The 18,781-nt window shown below is 70.7% G+C and carries 18 protein-coding genes; 6 read left to right on the top strand and 12 right to left on the bottom strand.

The window, feature by feature from the left end; genetic code table 11:
- Positions 1-45: 45 nt before the first annotated feature.
- The 12 genes from ABC270_RS13070 to ABC270_RS13125 all read right to left on the bottom strand — a co-directional run bounded on the left by ABC270_RS13070 (position 46) and on the right by ABC270_RS13125 (position 13,070).
- A complete protein-coding gene (locus ABC270_RS13070; protein ID WP_412881192.1) occupies positions 46-1,710 on the bottom strand; it encodes a phospho-sugar mutase in 1,665 nt (554 codons plus the stop codon).
- The gene (locus ABC270_RS13075; RefSeq protein ID WP_412881193.1) at positions 1,707-2,570 is read right to left on the bottom strand and encodes a purine-nucleoside phosphorylase; all 864 of its coding nucleotides are present in this window, start codon (positions 2,568-2,570) and stop codon (positions 1,707-1,709) included. The genes ABC270_RS13070 and ABC270_RS13075 overlap by 4 nt, the downstream gene beginning before the upstream one ends.
- Positions 2,571-2,599: 29 nt before the next feature.
- The gene (locus tag ABC270_RS13080) at positions 2,600-2,878 is read right to left on the bottom strand and encodes a PTS sugar transporter subunit IIB (RefSeq protein WP_058726707.1); all 279 of its coding nucleotides are present in this window, start codon (positions 2,876-2,878) and stop codon (positions 2,600-2,602) included.
- A complete protein-coding gene (locus ABC270_RS13085) occupies positions 2,875-3,345 on the bottom strand; it encodes a PTS sugar transporter subunit IIA (protein ID WP_412881194.1) in 471 nt (156 codons plus the stop codon). Before ABC270_RS13085 ends, ABC270_RS13080 begins: the two co-directional genes overlap by 4 nt.
- Positions 3,346-3,348: 3 nt before the next feature.
- Entirely contained in the window at positions 3,349-4,461 is a 1,113-nt protein-coding gene (locus ABC270_RS13090) for an adenosine deaminase (protein ID WP_412881195.1), read from the bottom strand.
- A 121-nt stretch (positions 4,462-4,582) separates the two neighbouring features.
- The gene (locus tag ABC270_RS13095; protein WP_412881196.1) at positions 4,583-5,881 is read right to left on the bottom strand and encodes a thymidine phosphorylase; all 1,299 of its coding nucleotides are present in this window, start codon (positions 5,879-5,881) and stop codon (positions 4,583-4,585) included.
- Positions 5,882-5,885: 4 nt separating this feature from the next.
- Positions 5,886-6,380: a cytidine deaminase gene (locus ABC270_RS13100; RefSeq protein ID WP_412881197.1), complete on the bottom strand. Its 495-nt coding sequence runs from the start codon at positions 6,378-6,380 to the stop codon at positions 5,886-5,888.
- Between the two features lie 19 nt (positions 6,381-6,399).
- Entirely contained in the window at positions 6,400-7,692 is a 1,293-nt protein-coding gene (locus tag ABC270_RS13105; RefSeq protein WP_412881198.1) for an ABC transporter permease, read from the bottom strand.
- Positions 7,689-9,089, bottom strand: coding sequence for an ABC transporter permease (locus ABC270_RS13110; RefSeq protein ID WP_412881199.1), 1,401 nt, complete (start codon positions 9,087-9,089; stop codon positions 7,689-7,691). Before ABC270_RS13110 ends, ABC270_RS13105 begins: the two co-directional genes overlap by 4 nt.
- A complete protein-coding gene (locus ABC270_RS13115) occupies positions 9,086-10,606 on the bottom strand; it encodes an ABC transporter ATP-binding protein (protein WP_412881200.1) in 1,521 nt (506 codons plus the stop codon). The genes ABC270_RS13110 and ABC270_RS13115 overlap by 4 nt, the downstream gene beginning before the upstream one ends.
- Positions 10,607-10,683: 77 nt before the next feature.
- Entirely contained in the window at positions 10,684-11,757 is a 1,074-nt protein-coding gene (locus ABC270_RS13120; protein WP_412881201.1) for a BMP family lipoprotein, read from the bottom strand.
- Positions 11,758-11,954: 197 nt separating this feature from the next.
- Positions 11,955-13,070, bottom strand: a complete 1,116-nt coding sequence (locus ABC270_RS13125) for a mannose-1-phosphate guanylyltransferase (protein WP_412881202.1) — start codon at positions 13,068-13,070, stop codon at positions 11,955-11,957.
- Between the two features lie 163 nt (positions 13,071-13,233).
- Between ABC270_RS13125 and ABC270_RS13130 the strand changes: the two genes are divergently transcribed.
- From ABC270_RS13130 to ABC270_RS13155, 6 genes are all read left to right on the top strand, one after another.
- Complete coding sequence (locus tag ABC270_RS13130) at positions 13,234-14,472, top strand: glycosyltransferase family 4 protein (protein WP_412881203.1); 1,239 nt, start codon at positions 13,234-13,236, stop codon at positions 14,470-14,472.
- Between the two features lie 75 nt (positions 14,473-14,547).
- A complete protein-coding gene (gene sdhC, locus ABC270_RS13135) occupies positions 14,548-14,997 on the top strand; it encodes a succinate dehydrogenase, cytochrome b556 subunit (protein ID WP_412881204.1) in 450 nt (149 codons plus the stop codon).
- 9 nt (positions 14,998-15,006) lie between these two features.
- Positions 15,007-15,453: a succinate dehydrogenase, hydrophobic membrane anchor protein gene (gene sdhD, locus ABC270_RS13140; RefSeq protein ID WP_412881205.1), complete on the top strand. Its 447-nt coding sequence runs from the start codon at positions 15,007-15,009 to the stop codon at positions 15,451-15,453.
- 41 nt (positions 15,454-15,494) lie between these two features.
- Entirely contained in the window at positions 15,495-17,303 is a 1,809-nt protein-coding gene (gene sdhA, locus ABC270_RS13145) for a succinate dehydrogenase flavoprotein subunit (protein ID WP_412881206.1), read from the top strand.
- The gene (locus tag ABC270_RS13150; RefSeq protein WP_400413309.1) at positions 17,303-18,076 is read left to right on the top strand and encodes a succinate dehydrogenase iron-sulfur subunit; all 774 of its coding nucleotides are present in this window, start codon (positions 17,303-17,305) and stop codon (positions 18,074-18,076) included. The genes sdhA and ABC270_RS13150 overlap by 1 nt, the downstream gene beginning before the upstream one ends.
- Before the next feature lie 23 nt (positions 18,077-18,099).
- Positions 18,100-18,741 (top strand): TNT domain-containing protein, encoded by a 642-nt coding sequence (locus tag ABC270_RS13155; RefSeq protein ID WP_412881207.1) that lies wholly within the window; start codon positions 18,100-18,102, stop codon positions 18,739-18,741.
- Positions 18,742-18,781: the final 40 nt, after the last annotated feature.

Here is an 18,781-nt window from a genome sequence, read left to right on the forward strand (position 1 = left end):
GGAACCTGGTTCCGTCTCCGGCGCGAGCGGGGCAGTGGCGGGGACCTACGACACGAGGGGGCGGACCGCGTCGGCGAGGGCGTCGACGAGGGACTGCGCCTCGGCCGAGGTCCCCGCGACCGTGTCGATGTAGACCTTGACCTTCGGCTCGGTACCGCTCGGCCGGACGATCACGCGGGCGTCGCCCTCGAGGTCGTACCGCAGGATGTCCGACGGCGGGAACCCGTCGGCCCCGTCCGCGTAGTCCGTCACCGAGCGCACGGCCACCGGACCGAGCGACGACGGCGGGTCGGCCCGCAGCGCGGCCATGATCTCGCCGATGCGCGCGAGGTCGTCCACTCGTGTCGACACCTGCCCGGACGCGAACGCGCCGAACTCGGCGGCGAATGCCTCGAGGCGGTCGGCGATGGTCTGGCCGGAGGCCGCGAGCGTCGTCGCGAGGTCGAGCAGCGCCAGGGCCGCGGAGATACCGTCCTTGTCACGGACGACGTCGGGGTCGACGAGGTACCCGAGCGCCTCCTCGTAGCCGAACACCAGGTCCGGTACGCGCGACACCCACTTGAAGCCGGTCAGCGTGTCGCGGTAGGCCAGGCCGTGCTGATCGGCGACCCGAGCCAGTGCGGGCGAGGACACGATGGAGGCAGCGAGCGTGCCGCCCCGTCCGTCGGAGGCCGCGCGGGCAGCGGCTTGCCACCCGAGGAGCCACCCCACCTCGTTGCCGGAGAGCCGTCGGAAGGAGCCCGCGCCGTCCGGGATCGCGAGCGCGAGGCGGTCGGCATCGGGGTCGTTCGCGATCACCAGGTCGGCACCAGCCGCGAGGCCACGTGCGATCGCGAGGTCCATCGCGCCCGGTTCCTCCGGGTTCGGGAACGACACCGTCGGGAAGGCACCGTCCGGCTGGATCTGCTCCGGGACGGTGTCCGGGACCGCGTACCCGGCCCGCTCGAACACGGCACGTGCGGTCTCCCACCCGACGCCGTGCATCGCCGTGTACACGACGGTCGGCTGGTCCGGCGCGGGGAGCGCCGGCGAAGGTACGGTGGCGGCCGTCGCGGCGACGTAGGCGTCGAGGAGGTCCGGGCCCGCCACGGTGTAGTCCGTCGCCCGGGGGAGGTCGGCGATCGACCCGGCCGCGACGGCGTCGATGGCTGCGGCGATGGTCGCGTCGACCGGGGGGACGATCTGCGAGCCCTCGTCGCCCTCGCCGAGGTACACCTTGTAGCCGTTGTCACGCGGAGGGTTGTGGCTCGCCGTGACCATCACCCCCGCGCCGACCCCGAGGTGCCGGACGGCGAACGCCAGGACGGGGGTGGGCAACGCGGACGGCAGCAGGGTCACGTCGAGCCCGAGGCCGCGCATGACCTCGGCGGAGTCGCGGGCGAAGACGTCCGAGTTGACCCGCCCGTCGTACCCGATGACGACGCTGCGCGACCGACCGGAGTCGATGAGGAAGCGGGCGAGTCCCGCGGCGGCCTGTGTCACCACGACACGGTTCATCCGCAGCGGGCCGTACCCGAGCTCGGCGCGCAGTCCCGCGGTGCCGAACGCCAGACGACCGGCGAAACGCGCGGCGAGCTCCTGCACGGCAGGCCCGTCCCCGCCCGCCGCTGCCGCGACGGCGGCGTCCAGCTCGGCACGGGTCTCGTCGTCGGGGTCCTGCGCGGACCAGGCCCGTCCGGCCGCGACGACCGCCTCGACGTCGAGCTTCACCGTGCGGACCCGTCGGCGGCGGCCGGCGACGACCCGATCGCCGCGACGACGCGGGCGAGCAGGTCGGCGATGCGCGGCTCGGCTTCGCGACCGGCCTCGAGCACCTCGGCGTGCGACAGCGGCGTCTTCTGGATGCCGGCCGCGAGGTTCGTGATGAGGGAGAAGCCAAGGACCTCCATGCCGGCCTGCCGCGCGGCGATGGCCTCGAGCGCGGTCGACATGCCGACGATGTGCCCGCCGATGGTCTTCGCCATCTGCACCTCGGCCGGGGTCTCGTAGTGCGGGCCGCGGAACTGCGTGTAGACGCCTTCGTCCAGCGACGGGTCGACGGAGCGGGCGATGTCTCGGAGCCGCGCCGAGTAGAGGTCGGTGAGGTCGACGAACGTCGCGCCCTCGAGCGGGCTGTCGGCGGTCAGGTTGATGTGGTCACTGATGAGGACCGGTGTGCCGGGCGTCCAGTGCTCCTTGATGCCACCGGCGCCGTTCGTGAGGATCATCACCGAGGCGCCCGTCGCCGCAGCGGTGCGGACGCTGTGCACGACCCGGCGGACACCGTGGCCCTCGTAGTAGTGCGTCCGGGCCCCGATGACGAGCGCGTGACGACCGTCGGGCAGGGCGATCGAGCGCACCGTGCCGGAGTGACCGGGGACGGCCGAGGCGCTGAAGCCGGGGACCTCGGACGCGGGGATCTCGGAGACCGTCTCCCCGATGATGTCGGCAGCCTTGCCCCATCCGGATCCGAGGGTCAGTGCGATGTCGTGCCGTTCGATCCCCGACTTCGACGCGATGACGTCAGCGGCGGCGCGTGCGACCTCGAAGGGGTCGGCGGCGGGGTCGTTCAGCGGGTTGTCCGTGCTCATGACCCAACTCTAGAGGGGCGCGGAACGCCTCAGTGCTCCCCGAGCGCCCGGTCCACCGCCGCCGTGATCTCGCCCTGGTCGAAGTGGTTCCGGATGACGATGACCTCGGCGTAGGTGTCCCCGATCGCCTCGACGAACTCCTGGCTCGTCAGGATGACGTTCGCGTCCTCGGCGACGTCGCGGACCGAGGCGACGTCGGCGGCCACCACGGCGGCGCTCAGCCCGAGCGACGCCAACGCCTTCTCGGCGTTCACCTTGAGGATCCCGCTCGACCCGATGCCGGCGCCGCAGATCGTCACGATCTTCACGACGCACCCCCGGCAGCTCCGGGTGTCGCGACGCCGAGGATCGCCCGGACCTCCGCCGCGGTGCTCGCGTCCGCCAACCGCGCGGTCACGGTGTCGTCGTTGAAGGTGTTCGCGATCTCGCCGATCGATTCCAGGTGCGTCCCCACCTCGGCCACCGCGAGCCCGAGCACGACCCGGACGGGGTCGTTGTGCGGGTGTCCGAACGCCACGGGCGCCGCGAGCGTGACGAGCGCGAGGCCGTCCCGCAGCACCGATGATCCCGGTCGGGCGTGCGCGAACGCGAGACCGGGCGAGATCACGATGTACGGGCCGTGCTCCTCGACCATCTCGACCATGGCGTCGGTGTACGGCTCGGTGGTGGCACCGGAGGCGACGAGGGCGTCACCGGTCAGCCGGAGCGCGTCGCGCCACGAGGACGCGGACGCTCCGAGCACGACGGCGTCGTCCGGCAGCGGTGGGAGCGGCACGTCCTAGGCCTCCTGGTGTCCTGCGGTGATGGTGGCGATGATCTCCTCGCGGTCCTCGAGCGGGAGGAACGAGCCCAACGCAGCGTTGATCTGGAACGCCGCGAGGTCGTCGAGGTCGTAGCCGAACGTGCCGGCGAGGAGCGCGAGCTCCTTGGACAACGAGGTGTTGCTCATCAAGCGGTTGTCGGTGTTGACCGTCACGCGGAACCCGAGCTGGTAGAGCACGTCGAACGGGTGGTCGGCGAGCTCGTCACCCCACGCGGCGATCGCGCCGGTCTGCAGGTTCGACTGCGGCGCGACCTCGAGCGGGATCTCCCGGTCGCGCACCCACGACGCGATCTCACCGAGGGAGGCGAGGGTCGAACCGTCGCCGGCGTCGGACAGCGTGATGTCCTCGAAGATCCGGACGCCGTGCCCGAGGCGGAGCGCACGACCGTCGACGAGCGCCGACCGGATCGAGGCGAGCCCGTCGGCCTCGCCCGCGTGGACCGTGACCGGGAAGAGCTGCGCGGCCAGCCAGTCGAACGCGGCCCGGTGGTTCGCGGGCGGGAACCCGGCCTCGGCGCCGGCGATGTCGAAGCCGACGACGCCGCGGTCGCGGTGGCGGACGGCGAGTTCGGCGATCTCCTGCGCGCGGTCGGCGTGCCGCATCGCGGTGACGAGCTGGCCGACGCGGATCGAGCCACCGGCGGCGTCGACGGCCTCTTCGATGCCGGCCTGCACGGCCTCCACCGTCTGGTCGAGTGTCAGCCCACCCTGCAGGTGCTGTTCGGGTGCCCAGCGGACCTCACCGTAGACGACGCCGTCGGCGACGAGGTCCTCGACGAACTCCTTCGCGACCCGGTGCAGCTGCGGAGCGGTCTGCATCACCGAGGTGGTGACGTCGAACGTCTTGAGGTACTCCACGAGCGAGCCCGAGTTGGACTGGTCGGCGAACCACTGCCCGAGCGCCGCGGGATCGGTGGTCGGCAGGTCGACACCGGCCGACGACGCGAGGTCGACGATCGTCGCAGGCCGCAGCCCCCCGTCGAGGTGGTCGTGCAGCGACACCTTGGGCAGGTCGTTGATGACCGCTCCGGCGTCGGGCAGGCGGTAGGTCGTGGCGTCGGCGCTCATGCGCTCCAGGCTATCGGTGGTCTCCGACCGCGCGCCGTCACCTGTGCACAACAGACGGACGGCCGGACTGGAGGCTCCCCACACGGAGCGCAGGAAGGCGCCAGCAGCGGCACGGGCAGGATCACCCCGCGATGCGCTCCCGCACGATCGGCCCGCGGACCGCCGCAGCGGCGTCGGACGAACCGATCGACCACGCGCCCTCGAGCGACTCCAGCGCCCGGTCGAACCGCTCCGGCTCGTCGGTGTGCAGCGTCCAGAGCGGCTGCCCCGCCGACACGGTGTCGCCCGGCTTGACGTGCAGCTCGATGCCGGCGCCCGCCTGCACCGGGTCTTGCGCGCGCGCACGACCGGCGCCCAGACGCCACGCCGCGACACCGAACGGCAGCGCCTCCTGCGAGTCGAGCACGCCCGAGGACGGCGCGGTGACGACGTGCTGCTCGCGAGCGACGGGGAGCGCCACGGACGGATCGCCGCCCTGCGCCTCGATCATGCGGCGCCAGGTGTCCATCGCACGCCCGTCGGCGAGCGCGGCGGCCGGGTCGGCGTCCGGCAGCCCGGCCAGCGTGAGCATCTTGGTCGCCAGCGCGACGGTGAGCTCGACGACGTCGGCCGGACCCCCGCCCGCCAGCACCTCGACGGACTCACGGACCTCGAGCGCGTTGCCGATGGTCAGCCCGAGCGGGACCTCCATGTCGGTCAGGAGCGCTGAGGTCTTCACCCCGGCGTCGTTCCCGAGGTCGACCATCGTCCGGGCCAGTTCGCGCGAGGCGTCGTACGTCGGCATGAACGCGCCGGACCCGAACTTGACGTCGAGCACGAGCGCCCCCGTGCCCTCGGCGATCTTCTTCGACATGATGCTCGACGCGATGAGCGGGATGCACTCGACCGTCCCGGTGATGTCGCGGAGCGCGTAGAGCTTCTTGTCGGCGGGGGCCAGGCCGGAGCCCGCGGCGCAGATGACGGCGCCGACGTCGGACAGGATCGACAGCATGCGGTCGTTCGACAGCGACGCCTGCCACCCGGGGATCGACTCGAGCTTGTCGAGCGTCCCGCCCGTGTGCCCGAGCCCGCGACCGGACAGCTGCGGCACCGCCACGCCGAACGACGCCACGAGGGGCGCGAGCGGCAGCGTGATCTTGTCGCCGACACCACCCGTCGAGTGCTTGTCGACGGTCGTCTTGCCGAGCGAGTCGAACGACATCCGCTCCCCCGACGCGATCATCGCGAGCGTGAGGTCCTTGATCTCCCGCCGCTCCATCCCGTTCAGGAAGATCGCCATCGCGAGCGCGGCCATCTGCGGGTCCTCGACGTACCCGCGGGTGTAGGCGTCGACGAGCCAGTCGATCTCGGCGGTGCCGAGGGCATCGCCGGAGCGCTTGGTGCGGATGAGGTCGACGGTGTCGAAGGGTTCGACGGCCATGCGGTCAGTGCTCCTGCTGGTAGGTGACGAGGGTGCGGGGCCCGAAGGCGTCCGGCAGGACCTCCTCGATGGTGCGGATGCCCGAGACGGTCTCGAGCAGCATGCCCTCCGCCGAGTGCTCGAACAGCAGCTGTCGGCAGCGGCCGCACGGCATCAGGGTCGCGCCGTCGCCGTCGACGCACGTGAACGCGACGAGCTTGCCGCCACCGGTCATGTGCAGCTGCGAGACGAGCGAGCACTCCGCGCAGAGCGTCACACCGTACGACGCGTTCTCGACGTTGCAGCCGGAGACGACGCGCCCGTCGTCGGTGAGCGCCGCGGCCCCCACCGGGAAGGACGAGTACGGCGCGTACGCGTGCCGCATCGCGGCCGTGGCAGCGTCCCGCAGGACGCTCCAGTCGACGTCGGCGGACGCGGCGTCGGCCTGGAGGCCCGTGGCGGCGTCCGCCCCGTCGGCCGGGGCGACCGGCCGGTCGCCCGAGGGGTTCGTGTCGGTCATGTGCCGTGCCTCCAGGCCGTCAGCTCTTGATGTAGGGCTTGCCCGCCGCGGCGGGGCCGCGCACCTGCCCGACCAGGCCTGCGACCGCGAGGATCGTGACCACGTAGGGCAGCATGAGCAGGAACTCGCTCGGGACTGGCGACCCCTGCACGACGCTCAGGGCGTTCTGCAGGTTCGACGCGAAGCCGAACAGCAGGGCCGCGAGGGTCGCACGGATCGGGTCCCAGCGGCCGAAGATGACGGCGGCGAGGGCGATGTAGCCGGCACCGGCGGTCATGTCCTTCGTGAACCCGCCCACGGCGTCGAGCGTGAAGTAGGCACCGCCGAGGCCGGCGATGGCGCCGGCGAGCGACACGTTCCAGAACCGGGTGCGGTTGACGTTGATGCCGACCGTGTCCGCGGCTTGCGGGTGCTCGCCGACCGAGCGGAGGCGGAGGCCCCAGCGGGTCTTGAACAGGCAGAACGTGACCACGGCCACCGCGACGTACGCGAGGTACACCACGACGGTCTGCTCGAAGAAGATCGGGCCGATGATCGGGATCTGGTGCAGGAGCGGGATCTCGAGCTTCGGGAACCGCAGACCGACGTTGAGCGTCGACTCGTTCGGGGAGAGCACCTGCGAGTAGAGGAAGCCGGTCAGACCGGAGACGAACGCGTTGATGACGACACCGACGATGACCTGGTCGACGAGGTACTTGATGCTGAACGCCGCGAGGATGAACGACACGAGGACGCCCGCGACGACCGCTCCGACGAGGCCGGCCCACGGCGTGCCCGTGACGGACGCCACGAGGGCCGAGGTGAACGCACCCGCGAGGAACTGGCCCTCGATGGCGATGTTCACGACGCCCACGCGCTCCGAGATCACGCCGCCGAGGGCACCGAACACGAGCGGGACGCTCAGGCCGAGCGCGCCCACGAGCATGCCCGGGATGGTGATCGAGTCGCCCGCGACGGCCCAGGCGAGGAAGCCGACGACGAACACGATCGCGAACAGCGCCGTCACCCAGAGGCGGACCCGACGGTTGGCACGTGTCTCGACGACCGCGTACACGGTGGCCAGCGCGAGGAGGACGATGACGACGATGCCGGTCGCCGTGGACGGCAGCGGCAGGTTCGGCAGGGCGAAGAAGTCACCCGCGGACGACAGGCGGAAGGTCGCCGTGCCCGGTCGGTGCGCGAGCCCGAACAGCAGCAGGGCGATCACGGTGAAGACGCCGTACCCGATCGCGGTCTTCCAACTGCGGGTGGTCTCGAGGTCGCGGCCCTGGGCGGGGAGTGCGGGGACCGCGGTGGGGGTCATGGTGCTCACGCGGCGACCGCCTTCTTGCTCTGCTCGGTGCGGGTTCGGCGGCGGGCGCCCGGCTGCGGGATCCGGAAGATCGCGCGGACGAGCGGCGGCGCCGCGATGAAGAGGACGATGAGGGCCTGGATGACGCCGACGATGTCGATCGGGATGCCGTTCGCGGCCTGCATCGCGTAGCCGCCGTTCTTCAGCACACCGAAGAGGATCGCGGCCCAGAAGACGCCCCACGGCTTCGAGCGTCCGAGGAGCGCGACCGTGATGGCGTCGAAGCCGATGCCGGCGTCGATGTTCGACGTGAAGCCGCTCGTCACCGCGCCCTGCACCTGGTACGCACCCGCGATGCCGACGAGGGCACCCGAGATGAGCATCACCCAGATGGTGAGCGACGGGACGCTCATGCCGGCGACCCGGGCGGCACGGGGGTTCTCACCGATCGTGCGGAACCGGAAGCCGAGCGACGACTTGTTGAGGAGCCACCACACGACGACCACCGCGAGGATCGCCACGACGAACCCGAGGTCGATGCCGTACCGCGGGCCGAACAGCTGCGGGAGCACCGAGCTGTCCTTCATGGCCGGCGAGATGGGGTTCGGGCTGCCCTTGGCCTGCAGCAGCCCCGGCGTGCGGAGCATGTAGCTGACGAGGTAGAGCCCGACGTAGTTGAGCATGATCGTCAGGACGACCTCGTTGGCGCCGGTCCGGGCCTTGAGGAGTCCGACGATCCCGCCCCAGACCGCACCGCCGACGATGCCGGCGATGATGGTCAGCGGGATGTGCACGATCGCGGGCAGGTCGAACGAGAACCCGACCCACCCGGCCGCCGCGGCACCCATGAGGATCTGTCCCTGGCCGCCGATGTTGAACAGGCCGGCGCGGAACGACACCGCGATGCCGAGGCCGGCCGCGATCAGCGGGACGGCGTAGTCGAGCGACCGGGTGATCGGCACGATGGCCTGCGCGAACGAGCTCGCGCCGAAGTTGATCACCGAGCCTTCGAAGAGCGAGGCGTAGGCGCCACCGACCGAGGAGCCGATCGCCTGGAACGTGTCGGACGGCCGGGCGAAGAAGTACCCGGCTGCGGTGCGGACGTTCTCGTCGGTGATCGCGATGAGGATGCCGCACGCCACGAGGGCGAGGACGACGGCGAGGACGGTGACGAGCACCGACCCGTTGACGATGCCCTGGAGCGCGGTGCTCCAGCTGTCGCCGCCGGCGCGACGCTCGGAGTCGGCGGCCGAGTCCGTCATGAGGTGGGGCGTCGCGGCCTCCTCCTGCAGGCGGTCGTCGGTGACCGGCGCTCCGTCGGGCTGCGTGCTGCTCGCGCTGGTGTCGGGCTGCGTGCTGCTCGCGCTGTTGTCGGGCTGCGTGCTGCTCGCGCTGTTGTCGGGTGGCGTGGTGCTCACGCTGCCAGCTCCGTTCCTTCGGGCAGTTCGCCTGCCATCATGAGGCCGAGGACGTCTCGGGGGGTGTCCGCGGGGACGATGCCGACGATCGCGCCGCGGTACATCACCGCGATCCGGTCGGCGAGTGCGACGACCTCGTCGAGCTCCGTGGAGACGACGATGACCGGGACACCGGTGTCGCGAGTGGCGACGATGCGCTTGTGCACGAACTCGATCGAGCCGACGTCGATGCCGCGCGTGGGCTGCGCGGCGACGAAGAGCCGGAGGTCGCGGCTGAGTTCGCGGGCGAGGACGATCTTCTGCTGGTTGCCGCCGGAGAGCCGGCCCGCGGCGGTGGTGCGGGAGGGGGTGCGGATGTCGAACTCGGCGATCTTCTCGTCGGCGAACGCGTCGCGCTCGGCGCTGCGGATCGTGCCCGCGCGGACGAACTCGGCGTGGTCGGCCCGGTCGAGCATGAGGTTCTCGGCGATGGTGAACTCGCCGACGAGGCCGTCCTCCTTGCGGTCCTCCGGCACGAATCCGACGCCCGCGTCGAGGATCTGCTTCACGGTGCGGCCGGTGATCTCGGCGCCGTCGAGCGTGACGTGCCCGGCGTGCACGGGTTCGAGGCCGAGCAGGGCCTCGGTGAGTTCGGTCTGCCCGTTGCCCTGGACGCCCGCGATCGCGAGGACCTTGCCGCGGCGGACCGTGAACGACACGTCGTCGACGAGCACGACGCCGGACGGGTCGGTGACCGTGAGGTGGTCGACGACGAGGGCGTCCTCACCCCCGGACGCCGGCGTCTTGTCGACGACGAGCGAGACGGCGCGGCCCACCATGAGCGCGGCGAGCTCGTTGTTCGTCGCGGTGGGCGAGGCCTCGCCCACGACCTTGCCGAGCCGGATCACGGTGATGCGGTCGGCGACCTCGCGGACCTCGCGGAGCTTGTGCGTGATGAACACGATCGCGGTGCCGGCCTCGCGGAGCTGCCGCATGATCGCCATCAGCTCGTCGGTCTCCTGCGGGGTGAGCACGGCGGTCGGCTCGTCGAACACGAGCACCTTCGCGTCACGGGACAGCGCCTTGATGATCTCGACGCGCTGCTGCACGCCGACGGGGAGGTCCTCGACCTTGGCGTCCGGGTCGACGTCGAAGCCGAACCGGTCGGAGATCTCCTTGACCCGGGCCCGGGCGCCGGCGAGGTCGAGCCGACCGCCGAACGTGGTCTGCTCCTGACCGAGCATGACGTTCTCGGCGACGGTGAAGACGGGCACGAGCATGAAGTGCTGGTGCACCATGCCGATGCCGGCGCGCATGGCGTCGCCGGGGCCGTCGAAGTCCTGGACGACGTCGTCCAGGAGGATGTCGCCCTCGTCGGCCTGGTAGAGGCCGTACAGGACGTTCATCAGGGTGGACTTGCCGGCGCCGTTCTCACCGAGGAGGCAGTGGACCTCTCCCGGCTCGACGGTGAGCGAGATGTGGTCGTTGGCGACCAGCGATCCGAACCGCTTGGTGATGCCGCGGAGTTCGAGCTTCATGTCTGTGCTGCGCAGTTCCTCGTGTCGGGGCACGGGAATGCGGGCGAGGGATTCCTCCCCCGCCCGCATCCGTGGTGTTACTTGACGGTCGCTTCGGTCTTGACCGTGATCGAGCCGTCGATGATGCCGGACTTGATCTTGTCGAGCTCGCCCTCGAGGCCGCTGTCGACCTTGGAGGCGTAGTCGTGGAACGGCGCGATGCCGACGCCCTCGTTCTTCAGGGTGCCCACGTACGGCTCGTTCGAGTAGTCCCCCTTGGCGGCCTGCTCGACGACGTCGCGGGTCGCGGGGCGCATGCCCTTCTCGACCGAGGTGAACGCGATGTCCTTGTAGCGGGGGTCGGCCTCGTAGAGGTCGCTGTCCGCGCCGATGAGGACGGAGCCGTTGTCGGCGTCCTTGATGGCCTCGGCCGCCGACTGGTAGATCGGACCGCCGACGGGGAGGATGACGTCGGCCTTCTGGTCGAGGAGCGTCTGCGCGACGGCCTTGGCCTGCGTGCCGGCCTCGAAGCCGCCCGTGAAGGAGCCCTTCTGGGTCGACTCGTTCCAGCCGACGACCTTGACGTCCTTGTTCTTCTGCTCGTTGTAGTACTGCACGCCGTCCGCGAAGCCGTCCATGAAGATCGTGACGGTCGGGATCTGCATGCCGCCGAAGGTGCCGACGACGCCGGACTTCGAGTACGACGCGGCCGCGTAGCCGGCGAGGAACGCCGCCTGCGAGGTGTCGAACGTGATCGGCTTCACGTTCTTCGCCTTGATCGAGTTGTCGTCGATGATCGCGAAGTTCGTGTCGGGGTTCGCGGCGGCCTGCTTCTTCGTGGCGTCGGCGAGGTTGAAGCCGACCGTGACGATGAGCTTGCAGTTCTGGTTGATCAGTTGCTCGATGTTCGAGTCGTAGACCGTCGAGTCCTTGGACTCCGCGGACTTGTAGGTCGCGCCGAGTTCCTTGGCGGCGTCCTGCAGGCCCTCGTAGCCGAGCTGGTTGAAGGACTTGTCGTCGAAGCCGCCGGAGTCGGAGACCATGCAGGGACGGAAGTCGGTCTTCTTGGCCGAGGCGTTGTCGGACGGGGCGGCGGAGCAGCCGGCGAGCACGGCGACCGTGCCGGCCAGGGCGAGGCCGCTGAGCGCGATCTTGCGGGTGCGGGATGACACTTGGGTGATTCCTCCGGGGGCGTTGGCCCGGAGCTGTGGTTCCGGGCGATCGTGGCGACAGTACACGACAGTCCGACCGGTACAGAACCCCCTGCTGACGGGCTCGCGATCGGTTACGGGATCGCGATCCGGCGGAAACGTGCCCGTAACGCGACGCCAGTGTCCGCGCGCCGTCAAACGCTTTTCGTGATGGAGCGCTACAGGACGTCGCCGCGGCCGCTGATCTTCAGTGCGTCCACCACACCCTTGACCCGCTGGGCGTTCGCGCTCGTGGTCACGAGGAGGGCGTCCGGGGTGTCCACGACGACGATGTCCTCGACCCCGATGAGCGAGATGAGCCGCTGGCTGTGCGACACCACGATGCCGCTGGCCGAGTCGGCGAGGATGCGGGCGCCGTCACCGAGCACCGCGAGGTTGTTCGCCCGTCCGCCGGACTGCAGCTTCGCCAGCGACGCGAAGTCGCCGACGTCGTCCCAGTCGAAGTCGCCGGGCACGACGGCCATCCGACCGGCCGCCGCAGCGGGTTCGGCCACGGTGTAGTCGATCGCGATCTTCTCGAGCGCCGGCCAGACGGCGTCGACCACGGCGCCGCGCGAGGAGGTGTCCCACGCGTCGGCGAGTTCCTCGATGCCGGCGAGCAGGTCGGGCTTCGTCCGGCCGATCTCGGCGAGCAGCACGTCCGCACGCGCGATGAACATGCCGGCGTTCCAGAGGTAGTTGCCCTCCTCCAGGTAACCCCGGGCCGTTTCGAGGTCGGGCTTCTCGACGAACGACTCCACCGCGTGCACGGTCGAGGCGCCCTCGACGTCCAGTGCCGCGCCGTCGGCGTGGATGTAGCCGAAACCGATCGCCGGCTCGGTGGGGGTGATGCCGATGGTGGTCACGTAGCCGGCCCGGGCCGCGGCGACGGCCTCACGCACCGAACGACGGAAGCCGCGGGCGTCGCCGATCACGTGGTCGGCGGCGAACGACCCGACGACGACGTCGGGCTCACGACGTCGGAGGATCGCGGCGGCGAGGCCGATCGCGGCGGTGGAGTCCTTCGGCTCGCTCTCGAGCACGACGTTGTGGTCCGCGATGCCGGGCAGCTGCGCCTCGACCGCGGCGCGGTGCGCGCGCCCGGTGACGACCATGATCCGCTGGTCACCGGCGAGCGGCGCCAGCCGGTCCCACGTCTGCCGCAGCAGGGACGTCCCGGACCCGGTCAGGTCGTGCAGGAACTTCGGGGCATCGGCGCGCGACAGCGGCCAGAGCCGGGACCCGATGCCGCCGGCGGGGATGATCGCGTAGAAGTCACGGAGCTCGTCAGACACCCGCTCACCGTACCGGTCCGTGGCGCCGGCACCTGGGCGGTGACCGCACGTTTCCCGCATGCGCGCTCCCGCAAGGCGGCACGACCTGTTCACCCCCGCCGTGTCCGCCGTTCACGCGGCCCCCACCACCCCGTCACGGCACGCGTGGAGCATGGGCTGCACCATGAGCGCACGCAGCGTGGAGCGCGGCACGTCCCAGCGGACCGTCGCCGTCGTGACCGAGAGCTTCCTGCCCACCCTCAACGGCGTGACCACGAGCGTCATCGCGGTCCTCGACCACCTGCGGCTCCGCGGGCACCGGGCGGTCGTCATCGCGCCGGACACCCCCGGCATCGCACAGCTCCGGCCGAAGGACCACGTCGAGCGGTTCAACGGGTACGACGTCCACCGGGTGCCGGCGGTCGCGTACCGCCAGTTCCCCGTCGCCCTCCCCCACCCGGTGCTCGACACGATCCTCGCCGCCTCCGGCGCCGACGTGCTCCACGCCGCGAGTCCCTTCCTGCTGGGCGGGCGTGCCATCACGGCGGCCGGGAGGCTCGGCATCCCCTCCGTCGCCGTCTTCCAGACCGACGTGGCCGGCTTCGCCCGCCGCAACGGCCTGACCGCGACCGTCCCGCTGGTGCGGAAGATCCTCGGGCGGATCCACGAGGGAGCGTCGCTGACGCTCGCGCCGTCGAGCGCCACCGCGGCGATGCTCGCCGAGGACGGTGTGCCGCGGGTCGCACGGTGGGGTCGCGGCGTCGACACCGCCCTCTTCCACCCCGCACGTCGTGGGACGCCGCACGTCCGCGCGCTCCGGCGCCGGCTCGCGCCGGGCGGCGAGACGATCGTCGGCTACGTCGGTCGGCTCGCACCGGAGAAGGAGGTCGAGCGGCTCGCCGAACTCGGCGGCATCCCGGGGATCCGGGTGGTCGTCGCGGGAGGCGGCCCCTCCCGGCCCCTGCTGGAGCGTCGGCTCCGCCACCTGGACGTGCACTTCACCGGCCCGCTGCGCGGCGACGCGCTGGCCGACGCCTACGCCGCCCTCGACGTCTTCGTCCACACCGGGCCGGCGGAGACCTTCGGCCAGACCCTCCAGGAGGCGCACGCGACCGGCCTGCCGGTCGTGGCGCCGGCATCCGGCGGGCCGGTCGACCTCGTCGCCCCGGGTCTGGACGGCGACCTCTACGACCCGGACGAACCGCAGGCGCTCCGTCGGGCGGTGCTCCGGCTCCACCACGACCGCGTGCTGGCGGCGCGGATGGGTTCGGCCGGGCGGCTGCGCGTCGAGGGGACGACGTGGGAGGCCGTGGGCGACCAGCTGCTCGCGCACCACGACACCGCGCGGACGATCGGCGCGCCGCCGGCGGCCACGCGGGCGGTCCGGGCACGTTGGCACGAGAACGTCAGTGCGCGAGCATAGGATGGGGGTGTTCCACAGAACACCAACGGCAACGGCTCGCCGATCGGCGGGCCCGTCCTACGGGAGGACTCGCTCATGGCCGAGCAGACCGCAGGGGGGACGGCAACCGCTGAACCCCGCGTGACGATCGAGGCGCCCCGCGCCTCTCGCACGCCGCAAGGCACCCTGTACCGGGGCTCGACCGGCATGTGGTCGTGGGTGCTGCACCGCATCACCGGTGTCGCGATCTACTTCTTCCTGCTCGTGCACATCCTCGACACCGCGCTCGTCCGGGTCTCGCCCGAGGCCTACAACGCCGTGATCGGCACGTACAAGACGCCGCTCATGAACCTCGGTGAGATCGCCCTGGTGATGGCGATCGTGTTCCACGCGTTCAACGGGCTGCGCATCATCCTGGTGGACTTCTGGTCGAAGGGCCCGAAGTACCAGCGCGCGATGTTCTGGATCGTCATCGTCCTCTGGGCGATCGCGATCGCGGGCTTCCTGCCGCGCCAGCTGATGAACCTCGTCGCGGACTTCCACTAGGAGCACCAGATGACCACGCAGACCATCGAACCGCCCCGCAGCGCACAGGCTGCTCGCCGCAGCACCAACTGGGAGAAGTGGGGCTGGATCTACATGCGCGCGTCGGGCGTCCTGCTCGTCGTGCTGATCTTCGGCCACCTGTTCGTCAACATGGTGGCGGGCGAGGGCGTCAAGCAGATCGACTTCGCGTTCGTCGCCGGCAAGTGGGCCAACCCGTTCTGGCAGGTGTGGGACTCGCTCATGCTGGTCCTCGCGCTGGTGCACGGCTCGAACGGCATGCGGACGATCGTGAACGACTACGTGTCGAAGCCGGGCATCCGGAAGACGCTCCTCGTCGCGATCCTCATCGCGTGCGTCGCGCTGATCGTCCTCGGCCTGCTCGTGTGCTGGACGTTCGACCCGTGTCCCGCCGGCGCTGCCGCCGCGGACCTGCCGTCGTTCTGCCCGGCCCGCTAGCAGCCCCGAACGCCCGCTCCACCCCTGAACGAAAGACCCCCGTGCCTGCAAACACCCCGTCAGACATCACCGTGCACCACCACCAGTTCGACATCGTCATCATCGGCGCGGGCGGCGCCGGCATGCGCGCTGCCATCGAGGCCGGTCCGAAGGCGAAGACGGCCGTGATCTCGAAGCTGTACCCGACCCGCTCGCACACCGGAGCGGCCCAGGGCGGCATGGCGGCGGCCCTCGCGAACGTGGAAGAGGACTCGTGGGAGTGGCACACGTTCGACACGATCAAGGGCGGTGACTACCTCGTCGACCAGGACGCCGCCGAGATCCTGGCGAAGGAGGCGATCGACGCCGTCATCGACCTCGAGAACATGGGTCTGCCGTTCAACCGCACGCCCGAGGGCAAGATCGACCAGCGGCGCTTCGGCGGTCACACACGTGACCACGGCAAGTCCCCGGTCCGCCGTGCGTGCTACGCGGCCGACCGCACCGGGCACATGATCCTGCAGACGCTGTTCCAGAACTGCGTCAAGCTCGGGGTGAACTTCTTCAACGAGTTCTACGCGCTCGACCTGATCATGGTCGACGTCACGGGCGACGACGGCGTCACCCGCAAGCAGCCGGCGGGCGTCGTGGCCTTCGAGCTCGCGACGGGCGAGCTGCACGTCTTCCACGCCAAGGCGATGATCTTCGCCACGGGTGGCTTCGGCAAGATGTTCAAGACGACCTCGAACGCGCACACCCTGACCGGCGACGGCGTCGGCATCGTCTGGCGCACCGGCCTGCCGCTGGAGGACATGGAGTTCTTCCAGTTCCACCCGACCGGACTCGCCGGACTCGGCATCCTCCTGACCGAGGGCGCCCGCGGTGAGGGCGCGATCCTCCGCAACGCCTCGGGCGAGCGCTTCATGGAGCGCTACGCCCCGACCATCAAGGACCTGGCGCCGCGCGACATCGTAGCGCGGTGCATGGTGCAGGAGGTCGCCGAGGGCCGGGGCGCCGGTCCGAACAAGGACTACGTCCTCCTCGACTGCACGCACCTCGGCGCCGAGGTGCTCGAGACGAAGCTGCCCGACATCACCGAGTTCGCCCGGACGTACCTCGGCGTCGACCCGGTCGTCGAGCCGGTGCCGGTCATGCCGACCGCGCACTACGCGATGGGCGGGATCCCGACGAACGTCAAGGCCGAGGTCCTGTACGACAACACGACGGTCGTCCCCGGGCTCTACGCCGCCGGTGAGTGCGCCTGCGTGTCCGTGCACGGCTCGAACCGCCTCGGCACGAACTCGCTGCTCGACATCAACGTGTTCGGCAAGCGCTCGGGCAACAACGCGGCGGAGTACGTCCAGACCGCCGAGTTCCTGCCCTTGCCGGAGCACCCCGAGCAGGGCGTCAAGGACATGCTCGACCAGCTCCGCGCGTCCACCGGCACCGAGCGGGTCGCGGCACTCCGCAAGGAACTGCAGGAGGAGATGGACCGCAACGCGCAGGTGTTCCGGACCGACGAGTCGCTCGCGAAGGTCACCGAGACCATCCACGAGCTGCGCAACCGCTTCCTGCAGGTCTCCGTGCAGGACAAGGGCAAGCGGTTCAACACCGACCTGCTCGAGGCCGTCGAGCTCGGCTTCCTGCTCGACCTCGCCGAGGTCGTGGTCTACTCCGCCCGCAACCGCAAGGAGAGCCGCGGCGGCCACATGCGCGACGACTACCCGAAGCGCGACGACGAGAACTACATGCAGCACACCATGGCGTACCTGACGGGCGACCCGCACTCGTCGCTCGCCGACGACCACATCACGCTCGACTGGAAGCCCGTCGTCGTGACGCGCTACGAGCCGATGGAGAGGAAGTACTGATGACCGACACCCTGGTCTCCGACGCACCCCGCACCCAGACCGTGCAGGACGCCCCTCCCGGATCGTTCCCCGTCACGATCATCGTCCGCCGGTTCGACCCGGACGTCGACGACGAGCCGCGCTGGCAGGACTTCGACGTGATGATGCTGCCGACCGACCGCATCCTCGACGCACTGCACCAGATCAAGTGGGAGCAGGACGGTTCGCTCACGTTCCGCCGCTCCTGCGCGCACGGCGTCTGCGGATCCGACGCGATGCGCATCAACGGGCGCAACCGTCTGGCGTGCAAGACCCTCATCAAGGACCTCGACGTCTCGAAGCCGATCTACGTCGAGGCGATCAAGGGCCTGCCGCTCGAGAAGGACCTCGTCGTCGACATGGAGCCGTTCTTCGCGTCCTACCGCGAGGTCCAGCCCTTCCTCCAGGCGTCCTCCGCCCCCGAGAAGGGCAAGGAGCGCGTGCAGTCCGTGGCCGACCGCGCCCGGTTCGACGACACCACGAAGTGCATCCTCTGCGCCGCGTGCACGTCGTCCTGCCCGGTGTTCTGGACGGACGGGCAGTACTTCGGCCCGGCCGCGATCGTGAACGCGCACCGGTTCATCTTCGACTCGCGCGACGACGCCGCGGACGTCCGGCTCGACATCCTCAACGACAAGGAGGGCGTCTGGCGCTGCCGGACGACCTTCAACTGCACCGACGCCTGCCCGCGCGGCATCCAGGTCACGAAGGCGATCTCGGAGGTCAAGCAGGCGATCATGCGGGGGAAGGCATAGGTCGGCCCGGTAGGCTCGCGCCCATGACGTTCGCGGAGACCCGCCCCATCCTCGACCAGCTCGGCTACACCGTCCGGTACGTGCAACTCCCCGGGGAGACCCTGCACGAGCCGCCGGTGGAGGGGGCACTCCGCATCGCCCAGGTCGGGCCGGCAGAGTACGCGCTCGAGGTCGTCGACTACGGGACCGCCCGGCGCCTGGCGACGGCGAACGGCGAGGACGACGCCGTGGAGATGCTCCGTCGGTTCCTCAACCGCCCGTTCCCGGCTCCGCGGGACATCCCGCGGCACGAACTCGACGGCCTCCGGGACCGCGCGGCCTCGACGTACCCGCAGCTCGCGCAGCAGGTGTCGCAGGCCGGCGAGCGTGGGCTGACCATCCAGATCCCGGCCGGCGTGCCCGTCGACCGCATCGGTGGCCCGGACGGCTACCTCCTGCACCCGCTCGACACCCCGCTCCCCCAGCGGTCGCTGCCGCCGCACGTGGCGTCGGCGCCGGAGACCCACCGCTACGTCGTGGAACGGCCGTTCCTCGTGACGGTGCGCTTCGTCCAGCCGTGGTTCGACCAACCCGGAGGCGCGATGCGCTTCGAGACGGCCGATCCCTCGGTCACCGTACGCGACCTCGTCGTCGACGGCTCGCTCGCCCGCGTCCGCGTGGTCTGACGCCTGCCGCACGACGAAGGGCCCTCCAGTCGGGAGGGCC

The sequence above is a fragment of the Curtobacterium phoenicis genome (assembly GCF_047238015.1).
Taxonomy (GTDB): Bacteria; Actinomycetota; Actinomycetes; order Actinomycetales; family Microbacteriaceae; genus Curtobacterium.

Excerpts from the sequence above, each read along its gene's own strand:
- sdhC (WP_412881204.1), top strand. The coding sequence starts at position 14,548 with ATGGCCGAGCAGACCGCAGGGGGGACGGCAACCGCTGAACCCCGCGTG.
- ABC270_RS13130 (WP_412881203.1), top strand. The coding sequence starts at position 13,234 with ATGAGCGCACGCAGCGTGGAGCGCGGCACGTCCCAGCGGACCGTCGCC.
- ABC270_RS13115 (WP_412881200.1), bottom strand. The coding sequence starts at position 10,606 with ATGAAGCTCGAACTCCGCGGCATCACCAAGCGGTTCGGATCGCTGGTC.
- ABC270_RS13100 (WP_412881197.1), bottom strand. The coding sequence starts at position 6,380 with ATGACCGACACGAACCCCTCGGGCGACCGGCCGGTCGCCCCGGCCGAC.
- ABC270_RS13095 (WP_412881196.1), bottom strand. The coding sequence starts at position 5,881 with ATGGCCGTCGAACCCTTCGACACCGTCGACCTCATCCGCACCAAGCGC.
- ABC270_RS13075 (WP_412881193.1), bottom strand. The coding sequence starts at position 2,570 with ATGAGCACGGACAACCCGCTGAACGACCCCGCCGCCGACCCCTTCGAG.
- ABC270_RS13155 (WP_412881207.1), top strand. The coding sequence starts at position 18,100 with ATGACGTTCGCGGAGACCCGCCCCATCCTCGACCAGCTCGGCTACACC.
- sdhD (WP_412881205.1), top strand. The coding sequence starts at position 15,007 with ATGACCACGCAGACCATCGAACCGCCCCGCAGCGCACAGGCTGCTCGC.
- ABC270_RS13150 (WP_400413309.1), top strand. The coding sequence starts at position 17,303 with ATGACCGACACCCTGGTCTCCGACGCACCCCGCACCCAGACCGTGCAG.
- ABC270_RS13090 (WP_412881195.1), bottom strand. The coding sequence starts at position 4,461 with ATGAGCGCCGACGCCACGACCTACCGCCTGCCCGACGCCGGAGCGGTC.